The sequence below is a fragment of the Methylobacterium sp. WCS2018Hpa-22 genome (genome assembly GCF_031843785.1).
In the GTDB taxonomy this organism is placed as follows: Bacteria; Pseudomonadota; Alphaproteobacteria; order Rhizobiales; family Beijerinckiaceae; genus Methylobacterium.
Map to the genome: position 1 here is coordinate 64,322 of NZ_JAVTJA010000022.1, position 8,742 is coordinate 73,063.

The 8,742-nt window shown below is 66.0% G+C and carries 10 protein-coding genes; 8 read left to right on the top strand and 2 right to left on the bottom strand.

What is annotated here, in order from left to right:
- Window positions 1–74: 74 nt before the first annotated feature.
- Complete coding sequence (locus RQI43_RS22370) at window positions 75–284, top strand: hypothetical protein (RefSeq protein WP_056434523.1); 210 nt, start codon at window positions 75–77, stop codon at window positions 282–284.
- 22 nt (window positions 285–306) lie between these two features.
- On the opposite strand, the gene RQI43_RS22375 is transcribed toward RQI43_RS22370, so the two are convergent.
- Window positions 307–540 (bottom strand): hypothetical protein, encoded by a 234-nt coding sequence (locus RQI43_RS22375; protein WP_056434520.1) that lies wholly within the window; start codon window positions 538–540, stop codon window positions 307–309.
- 308 nt (window positions 541–848) lie between these two features.
- Here RQI43_RS22375 and pstS point away from each other — a divergent pair, with 308 nt between their 5' ends.
- The 6 genes from pstS (at window position 849) to phoB (ending at window position 6,375) form a co-directional block, all read left to right on the top strand.
- The gene (gene pstS, locus RQI43_RS22380) at window positions 849–1,883 is read left to right on the top strand and encodes a phosphate ABC transporter substrate-binding protein PstS (protein WP_311276644.1); all 1,035 of its coding nucleotides are present in this window, start codon (window positions 849–851) and stop codon (window positions 1,881–1,883) included.
- A 139-nt stretch (window positions 1,884–2,022) separates the two neighbouring features.
- A complete protein-coding gene (gene pstC / locus RQI43_RS22385) occupies window positions 2,023–2,997 on the top strand; it encodes a phosphate ABC transporter permease subunit PstC (protein ID WP_056434516.1) in 975 nt (324 codons plus the stop codon).
- Window positions 2,998–3,014: 17 nt separating this feature from the next.
- Window positions 3,015–3,908: a phosphate ABC transporter permease PstA gene (gene pstA / locus RQI43_RS22390; protein ID WP_056434514.1), complete on the top strand. Its 894-nt coding sequence runs from the start codon at window positions 3,015–3,017 to the stop codon at window positions 3,906–3,908.
- Between the two features lie 46 nt (window positions 3,909–3,954).
- Window positions 3,955–4,773: a phosphate ABC transporter ATP-binding protein PstB gene (pstB, locus tag RQI43_RS22395; protein ID WP_056434512.1), complete on the top strand. Its 819-nt coding sequence runs from the start codon at window positions 3,955–3,957 to the stop codon at window positions 4,771–4,773.
- A gap of 86 nt (window positions 4,774–4,859) precedes the next feature.
- Window positions 4,860–5,585 (top strand): phosphate signaling complex protein PhoU, encoded by a 726-nt coding sequence (phoU, locus tag RQI43_RS22400; RefSeq protein ID WP_056434510.1) that lies wholly within the window; start codon window positions 4,860–4,862, stop codon window positions 5,583–5,585.
- An 88-nt stretch (window positions 5,586–5,673) separates the two neighbouring features.
- The gene (gene phoB, locus RQI43_RS22405; protein WP_056434508.1) at window positions 5,674–6,375 is read left to right on the top strand and encodes a phosphate regulon transcriptional regulator PhoB; all 702 of its coding nucleotides are present in this window, start codon (window positions 5,674–5,676) and stop codon (window positions 6,373–6,375) included.
- A 471-nt stretch (window positions 6,376–6,846) separates the two neighbouring features.
- On the opposite strand, the gene RQI43_RS22410 is transcribed toward phoB, so the two are convergent.
- On the bottom strand, window positions 6,847–7,299 hold the full coding sequence (locus RQI43_RS22410; protein WP_311276645.1) for a helix-turn-helix domain-containing protein: 453 nt from the start codon (window positions 7,297–7,299) through the stop codon (window positions 6,847–6,849).
- Window positions 7,300–7,404: 105 nt separating this feature from the next.
- On the opposite strand from RQI43_RS22410, the gene RQI43_RS22415 reads away from it, so the two are divergent.
- A complete protein-coding gene (locus RQI43_RS22415; RefSeq protein ID WP_405030690.1) occupies window positions 7,405–8,622 on the top strand; it encodes an MFS transporter in 1,218 nt (405 codons plus the stop codon).
- Window positions 8,623–8,742 lie beyond the last annotated feature (120 nt).

Below are 8,742 nucleotides of genomic sequence, written 5' to 3' on the forward strand. Positions count from 1 at the left end.
CCATCTTCGCCGATGATGCGAGCACGACGCAGGGAATCTTAGCGAAACGCGTCGGCACATCGGGAGATCGCGTGATGGATCTGGGTGACGGTGAGACCGATCCCCGGCCTGTGAACGAAGCGGATGGGATGCCGATCCTATCGAGTCCGACCCGTCACCATCTCGGTGGCACTCTTCGGGCGATCTACGAAGACACGTTCGACACGCAGCCGATCCCCGACGGTCAGATCGACCTTCTCCTGCGCCTCCGGCACAAGGAACGCGATCGCCGCCGCGTGGGCTGATCCCGTTCTCCGGAGGTCGCCGCTACCAGCGGCGAGCTCCCGGCATGCGCTGATACTCGGCGCCGCGGATCAGGGTCATCACCGCGTCGAGCTCCGCCAGCAGGGCGCGCTCGTCCTGGCCCGCCTTCTCCACCTCGCCCGGATCGGTCCCGAATTGACGGCGCTGCTGGGCGAAAGCGAGGTCGCGTTCGAGGTCCTCCCTGCGCTCGTGCAGGGCGAGGAAATCGGCATCGCCATCACCCCCGGCGGGTGTCATGCTCGATTCGTTCTCCAAGATGCTGACCTTCCAGGACGGCTGGCGAGACGGGCTGCTCCGTCGTCGACATCGCCGAATCGTATAACGCACGAGCCCGTCAAACCGTGCCGCGCTCGTTCGAGCCCCGGTCCATACCGTGTTTTCCCCCTGTCCTACAGCGCCTGAGCGGTCGCCGGCCGGCTCCTGTCATCGATCTGTCATGGCTCCGTCATAGAGCCAGCATGATCGGGCGGGTAACGGTGCGCTGCAGCAGGATTGCTCTTGCAGCGCGGCACGTACAGCGCCCGGACAGATTACGGAGAGCCACCGTGAAACCCTTCCATTTCGCCCTCGCCATCGGGCTCGCGACCGCACAGTTCGGCGCCGTCGCCCAGGCCGCCGACATCACCGGTGCCGGCGCGACCTTCCCATTCCCGGTCTATTCGAAATGGGCTGAAGCCTACCGCAAGGATACCGGCACGGGCCTGAACTACCAGTCCATCGGCTCCGGCGGCGGCATCAAGCAGATCCAGGCCAAGACCGTCGATTTCGGCGCCACCGACGCCCCGCTGAAGGGCCCCGCCCTTGAGAAGGACGGCTTCGTCCAGTTCCCCACCGTCATGGGCGGCGTCGTCACCGTGGTGAACATCGCCGGCGTCGAGCCGGGCAAGCTCAAGCTCACCGGCGAACTCGTCGCCGACATCTATGCGAACAAGATCACCAAGTGGAGCGACCCCAAGATCGCTGCCCTCAACAACGGCCTGAAGCTCCCCGACGCGCCGATCACCCCGGTCTACCGTTCGGATGCCTCCGGCACGACCAGCATCTTCACCACCTATCTCAGCGCGGTCTCCGAGAGCTGGAAGAAGGAATTCGGTGCGGCCACCACGGTCAGCTGGCCCGCCGGCCAGGGTGGCAAGGGCAACGAGGGCGTCACTGCCACCGTCAAGCAGGTCGCGAACTCCATCGGCTACGTGGAATCGGCCTACGCCAAGCAGAACAAGCTCAGCTACACCCTGATCCAGAACAAGGCCGGCAAGTTCCCGGCCCCGGATGACAAGGCGTTCCAGGCTGCCGCCGCCTCCGCCGATTGGAAGGCCGCTCCCGGCTTCGGCATCTCCCTTGTGAACCAGGCCGGCGACGAAGTCTGGCCGATCACCGCGGCCACCTTCATCCTCGTCTACAAAGAGCCGGCCGACGCCGCCAAGTCCGCGGAAGTGCTCAAGTTCTTCGATTGGGCCTACAAGAACGGCGACAAGCTCGCCGTCGATCTCGACTACGTGCCGCTGCCCGACAACGTCGTCGCCCTCGTCCACAGCGAGTGGAAGGAAATCAAGGGCAAGGACGGCAAGCCCGTCTTCTAAGGCACGTCCTCACGGACCGAACCACCCTCTCAGGCCCGGCGAAAGCGTCGGGCCTGCTCCACGAGAAGACATGGCGACACACCTCGCCACCCGTCTCCCCACGCGATACGACCCCTCAAGGTGAAGAAGTAGACGTCGGATGGCCGCCTTGACTGAACAGATTTCGCTGGCCCGCACGGGCTCCCCCGCTCGCAAGAAGCCGGGCGGCCTCGGCGACCAGCTCTTCCGCGCCGCCTCCTACGCGTCGGCGCTGCTGGTCCTCCTCTTCCTCGCGGGCATCCTCGCCTCGATCGCCTATGGCGGCTGGCCGGCCTTCGCGGAATTCGGCCTCGGCTTCATCACCTCCAGCTCCTGGAACATCGGCCAGGAGCAGTACGGCGCTCTCGTCGCCATCGTCGGCACCCTGGTCTCGGCCGTCCTCGCCCTCCTCATCGGCGTGCCGATCTCCATCGGCATCGCGGTCTACCTCACGCAGCTCTGCCCCGGCTGGGCGCGCAAGCCCGTCTCGATGACGATCGAGCTCCTCGCCTCGGTGCCGAGCATCATCTACGGCATGTGGGGCCTGTTCATCTTCGCCCCGCTCTTCGCCCATTACGTGCAGATGCCGGTCTCGAGCGTAGTGGAGGGCATGCCCATCGTCGGCACGCTGTTCTACGCCCGCGTCCCCTCGGGCGTCGGCATTCTCACCGCCGGTATCATCCTGGCGATCATGATCGTGCCCTTCGTCGCCTCGATCACCCGCGACATGCTCGACCAGATCCCCACCGTGCTGCGCGAGAGCGCCTACGGCATCGGCTGCACCACCTGGGAGGTCGTGCGCCACGTGCTGGTGCCGCAGGCCTCGGTCTCGATCATCGGCGCGGTCATGCTCGGCCTCGGCCGCGCGCTCGGCGAGACCATGGCGGTGACCTTCGTCATCGGTAACGCCAACCGCCTCTCCGGCTCGATCTTCGATCCCGGCTCCACCATCGCCTCGCGCATCGCCAACGAGTTCAACGAGGCCGACGGCCTGCAGCTCAACTCGCTGATGGCGCTCGGCTGCATCCTCTTCATCATCACCTTCATCGTCCTGATCATCGCACGCCTGCTCGTCCGGCGCGTGAAGGTCGCCTGACCCCGGGAGCCCGAATCATGGACGCCGTCACCACTCTCCCCACAACCGCGGCCCCGGCGCGTGTCAGCCGGGTCCGGTCGAGCCGCCGGGTCGCCGACAAGCTCCTCATCGTCGGCAGCACCGTCGCCACGCTGATCGGTATCGTCGTGCTGGGCTCGATCCTGCTCATGCTCATCGTGGAGGGCATGAAGGGCTTCTCGCCGCTGCTCTTCACAGAGCCGACGCCGGGCCCGGGCTCCGAAGGCGGCGGCATCGCCAACGCCATCCTCGGCAGCCTGGTCCTCACTCTCATCGGCATCGTCATCGCGACGCCGGTGGGTGTCATGGCCGGGACCTATCTCGCCGAGTACGGCCGCAACTCGAAGCTCGCCGACGTGATTCGCTTCCTCAACGACATCCTGCTCTCGGCCCCCTCGATCCTCATCGGCCTGTTCGTCTACACGCTGATGGTGCGGCCGATGGGGACCTATTCGGGCTGGGCCGGCGGCGTGGCTCTCGCCATCATCGCCACCCCGGTGATCGTGCGCACCACCGAGGACATGCTGCGCCTCGTGCCCTCGACCCTGCGCGAGGCCGGCGCGGCCCTCGGTGCCCCGCCCTCCATCGTCATCAAGAGCATCACCTGGCGCGGCGCCAGCGCCGGCATCGTGACCGGCATCATCCTGGCGCTCGCCCGCATCGCCGGCGAGACCGCGCCGCTGCTCTTCACCGCGCTCAACAACAACAGCTGGTTCTCGCCCAACCTCATGGGCGGCATCCCCAACCTTCCGGTGATGATCTACCAGTTCGCACTCTCGCCCTACTCGAACTGGCAGCAGCTCGCCTGGGCCGGCGCCCTCCTCATCACCGCTACGATCCTCGCCCTGTCGATCGTGGCCCGCTTCGTCATCAAGAGCGAGCGGGCGCGCTGATCCCGCGCCCCCGTCCCACCCCGTTTTCGACAAGGACACGCATCCGATGAACGCCGCTCCCGCGATCACGCAGGCCCAGCTGACCGGTCGCCACCAGGCCGACGATCAGGCCCCCATCCGCATCGCTGTGAAGGACCTGAACTTCTATTACGGCTCGTTCCACGGCCTGAAGTCGGTAAACCTCAACTTCCACGACCGCCAGGTCACCGCCCTGATCGGCCCGTCGGGCTGCGGGAAGTCGACCCTGCTGCGGACCTTCAACCGCATCTACAGCCTCTATCCGGAGCAGCGCGCCGAGGGTGAGATCCTCCTCGACGGGCAGAACGTGCTCGATTCGAAGGTCGATCTGAACGAGCTGCGCTCGCGCATCGGCATGGTGTTCCAGAAGCCGACGCCCTTCCCGATGTCGATCTACGACAACGTCGCCTTCGGCCTGCGTCTCTACGAGAAGCTGCCCAAGGCCGATCTCGACGTGCGCGTCGAGGAATCCTTGCGCAAGGCCGCCCTCTGGGACGAGGTGAAGGACAAGCTCAAGCAATCCGGCATGGGTCTCTCCGGCGGTCAGCAGCAGCGTCTCTGCATCGCCCGCACCGTCGCCCAGCGTCCCGAGGTGATCCTGTTCGACGAGCCGACCTCGGCCCTCGACCCGATCTCCACGGGCCGCATCGAGGAGCTGATCGAGCAGCTGCGCTCGGAATTCACGATCGTCATCGTGACCCACAACATGCAGCAGGCCGCGCGCATCTCGCAGTTCACGGCGTTCATGTATCTTGGCGAGCTGGTCGAATTCGGCCCGACGACACGGATCTTCATGAACCCCGAGAAGCGCCAGACCCAGGACTACATCACCGGCCGCTTCGGCTGAGCCCGCCGGGGCCGCGTTCCGCGGCACCGGTCCCGATCCTATGCGATGCGGGCTGCCAGGGGCGGCCTCGGTCGAGGAGTGCGAGCATGCCCAACCACATCGTCAGTTCCTACGACACGGAACTGGAAAACCTGCGCCGCTCGATTTCCGAGATGGGCGGGATCGCCGAGAAGATGATGACCGATTCCGGCAATGCCCTGGTGCGCCGGGACGTACCCCTGGCCCAGGCTGTCATCGCCGCCGACAAGCGTCTGGACGCGATCCAGCACGAGGTCGAGGAGCGGGCGATCCTGCTCATCGCCAAGCGCCAGCCGCTGTCCATCGACCTGCGCGAGACGGTATCGGCGATCCGCGTCTCGAACGATCTCGAGCGGATCGGCGACCTGTCGAAGAACGTCGCCAAGCGCGTGGTCGCCATCGCCGATCAGATCCAGCCGCAGAAGATCGTCATCGGCGTCCAGCATATGGGCGATCTGGTGCAGGAGCAGCTGAAGGACGTCCTCGACGCCTATGGCAGCCAGGACGTGAAGGCCGCCCTCGACGTGTGGGAGCGCGACGATTCCATCGACGCCCTCTACAACTCGCTCTTCCGCGAGCTCCTGACCTACATGATGGAAGATCCGCGCAACATCTCGTTCTGCACGCATCTCCTGTTCTGCGCCAAGAACATCGAGCGGATCGGCGATCACACCACCAACATCGCCGAGACGATCCATTATCTCGTCACCGGCACGAACGAGCTCGCCGAGCGGGACCGCCCGAAGAACGACGCGTCGAACTACGCCACCGTGTCGATGCCCGCCAGCGCCTGATCGCTGCCCCTGCCGGCCGCTCCAGCACACGCTCGGCGCGGCCGTCGCGTCCATCCGGGACGGTCGCCATCACCCTGAAAACATCCGCATGAACACGCGCATCCTGATCGTCGAGGACGAGGAGGCCCTCACTCTCCTCCTCCGCTACAACCTGGAAGCGGAGGGCTTCGTCGTCGATTCCGCCGCGCGGGGCGACGAGGCCGATCTGCGTCTTCAGGAGCAGGTTCCCGATCTCGTCCTGCTCGATTGGATGATGCCCGGCCTGTCCGGCATCGAGCTGTGCCGCCGCATCCGCGCACGGCGGGAGACCGAGCGGCTGCCGGTGATCATGCTGACGGCGCGGGGCGAGGAGGGCGACCGCATCCGTGGCCTCGGCACCGGCGCCGACGATTACATCGTCAAGCCGTTCTCGGTGCCGGAGCTCCTCGCGCGGGTGCGTGCGCTCCTGCGCCGGGCCAAGCCGACCCATGTGTCGGACCTGCTGGTGGCCGGCAATATCGAACTCGACCGGGTCAGCCACCGCATCCGCCGGCAGGGCCGCGAGATCCATCTCGGGCCCACCGAGTTCAAGCTCCTCGAATTCCTGATGCAGAGCCCCGGCCGCGTGTTCTCGCGCGAGCAGCTGCTCGACGGGGTCTGGGGCCACGACGTCTATATCGACGAGCGCACGGTGGACGTCCATGTGGGCCGCCTGCGCAAGGCGATCAACCGCCCGCGCCAGAGCGACCCGATCCGCACCGTGCGCGGCTCCGGCTATTCCTTCGACGAGATGTTCTCCACGGACGAGTGAGGCCACGGCCGGCTTCGCGCCGCTCCGTCCGGAAAGAGCGTCCCCAACGTGACGATGGCGGGTCGCCTTGCCTCCGGGCGATCCTCGCGAACCGATGCCATTCCGGCCGCCACGAGATAGCGCGTTCGATCTCGGACGTCTGTCCGTTCCGGCATGTGCTCGCCCCGGGGGGCTCAGGCATTCACCCATCTGGCGGGCAGCATGAGTTCCCCTCCTTTTCCAGGGGACGGGTGGCGGTCGCGCCTGTCGAATCTTCCTGGATAGAGGGAACAGCCGTCGGGCAGATGTCTGAATCCGTCAGACCTGCTGGCGGAACTCCGACGTTTGGTGCCCGCTGCCGGGTCCGCTTTCGACCCGACGTCGACGGGCCCTGCGGCCGCCGCCATCCGCTGAGAGCGGACATTGATCATGGGCTGAAACGACCGCTCCAACATGCGGTTTATCCGCTTTCGATGTCGCTACGTCACCTTGTCAGGTGACGTCGGGCTTCAGCACCCGCGTGTCATACCAACCGAGACGACGGTCATCGGCGGATCGCAAGGTGAGTTGAGCGACCGGAGCCCCGACTTCACGATCGACCAAGCGAGACCGGCGATCGGTCGGCCCATAGAGATGAGCCTCCCCCCATTGTCGAAGCGCGACGATGACGAGGAAAAGGCCGCGCCCCTTCTCCGTCAGGACGTATTCCCGGTAGGCGGTCCCGTCCGAGGCGGGCGCCGTCTCCAGAATTCCCCGTTCGGTCAGGTCGCGAAGGCGGGTCGCCAACATACCCTTGGCGATGCCGAGACCAGTCTGGAACTCACTGAAGCGCCGCACACCGTCGAAAGCATCGCGGATGATGAGGAGCGACCACCAGTCGCCAATGACATCGAGCGCGCGCGCAACCGGGCACCCGGCGTTCCAGAGGCTGACGCGCTTTGCCACGAAGGTACGCTCCCGTTCCAAGCTGGTCTCAATTTAGAACTGGAATGGGCCGGTCACAAGTGGTCTCAAGATAAAACCAGATCGGATGTCATCGACAGGACCGCCATGACGCACGGAAGAGATGAGCGAACCTCTACCGAGCCGGAGGGGGCCTTGCCCAGGACGACGATCCTGATTTTCGCCGTCGCCGCCGGCTTGGGCGTCGCCAACATCTACTACGCCCAGCCCCTGCTCGATGCGATGGCGCAGGAGTTCGGCATCTCGCCTGCCGCGATCGGGCTCGTGGTGACCCTGACCCAGGTCGGCTACGGGCTGGGCTTGATCTTCATCGTGCCGCTCGGCGATCTCATCGACCGCCGTCGCCTCATCCTCGGCCAGGGGCTTCTGTCGGTGCTCGCGCTGGTGGCGGTGGCCACGGCCAAGTCCGGAGCGATCCTGTTCGCCGGCATGGCGGCGGTTGGGTTGCTCGCCGTCGTGGTTCAGGTTCTGGTCGCATTCGCCGCGACGCTCGCGACACCGACCGAACGAGGTCGGGTGGTCGGTACAGTCACGAGCGGCATCGTGATCGGCATCCTGGCGGCGCGCTTCGCGGCCGGGATACTGGCCGATATCGGTGGCTGGCGAGCGGTCTATCTGGTCTCCGCGATCCTGTCGCTCGCCCTCGTCGGCCTGCTCGTGCGCGTCCTGCCACGGCATCGGATCCCGGCCGGAACCGGCAGCTACGTCGCTGCACTTCGCTCCGTCCCCATCCTGTTCCTCAGCGAGCCGGTCTTGCTGGTTCGCGGTGTTCTCGCGCTTCTGATCTTTGCGTCGTTCAGCACATTCTGGACCGCGCTGGTGCTGCCGCTCAGTGCGCCGCCCTTCTCCTATTCCCATACCTGGATTGGCCTGTTCGGCCTCGTAGGCCTGGCGGGAGCGATGGCCGCGACGGGGGCCGGGCGGCTCGCGGACCGGGGCCATGGTCAATGGACGACAGGCTTAGCTCTCATGCTCCTGCTCGTATCGTGGGCGCCGATTGCGCTGCTGTCGGTATCGATTCCGGCCCTGATCTTTGGCGTCGTCCTGCTCGATCTCGCCGTGCAGGCCGTTCATGTCACGAACCAGAGCCTCATCGTCTCCCTGCGTCCCGAAGCCAGCAGCCGGCTCATCGGCGGCTACATGGTGTTCTATGCAGTGGGCAGCGCCCTCGGCGCCGCTGCTGCGACGTCCATCTGTGCCTGGGCTGGCTGGCCCGGTGTCTCGGCGCTCGGAGCGACGTTCAGCGCTGCGGCCCTGCTCGTGTGGCTGTTCACCTTGCGCGCGGTGCGGACATGTCGAACGTAACTCGGTGATCCAACCGAAACGGCAGCTCCATCCTCGATCTTCGCGGAGAACGGCCGGTCCGCTCACCACCGAGGCTGTGTGAGAACGCATTTGCGGCCTGGAAAGATCTGACAGCGCATC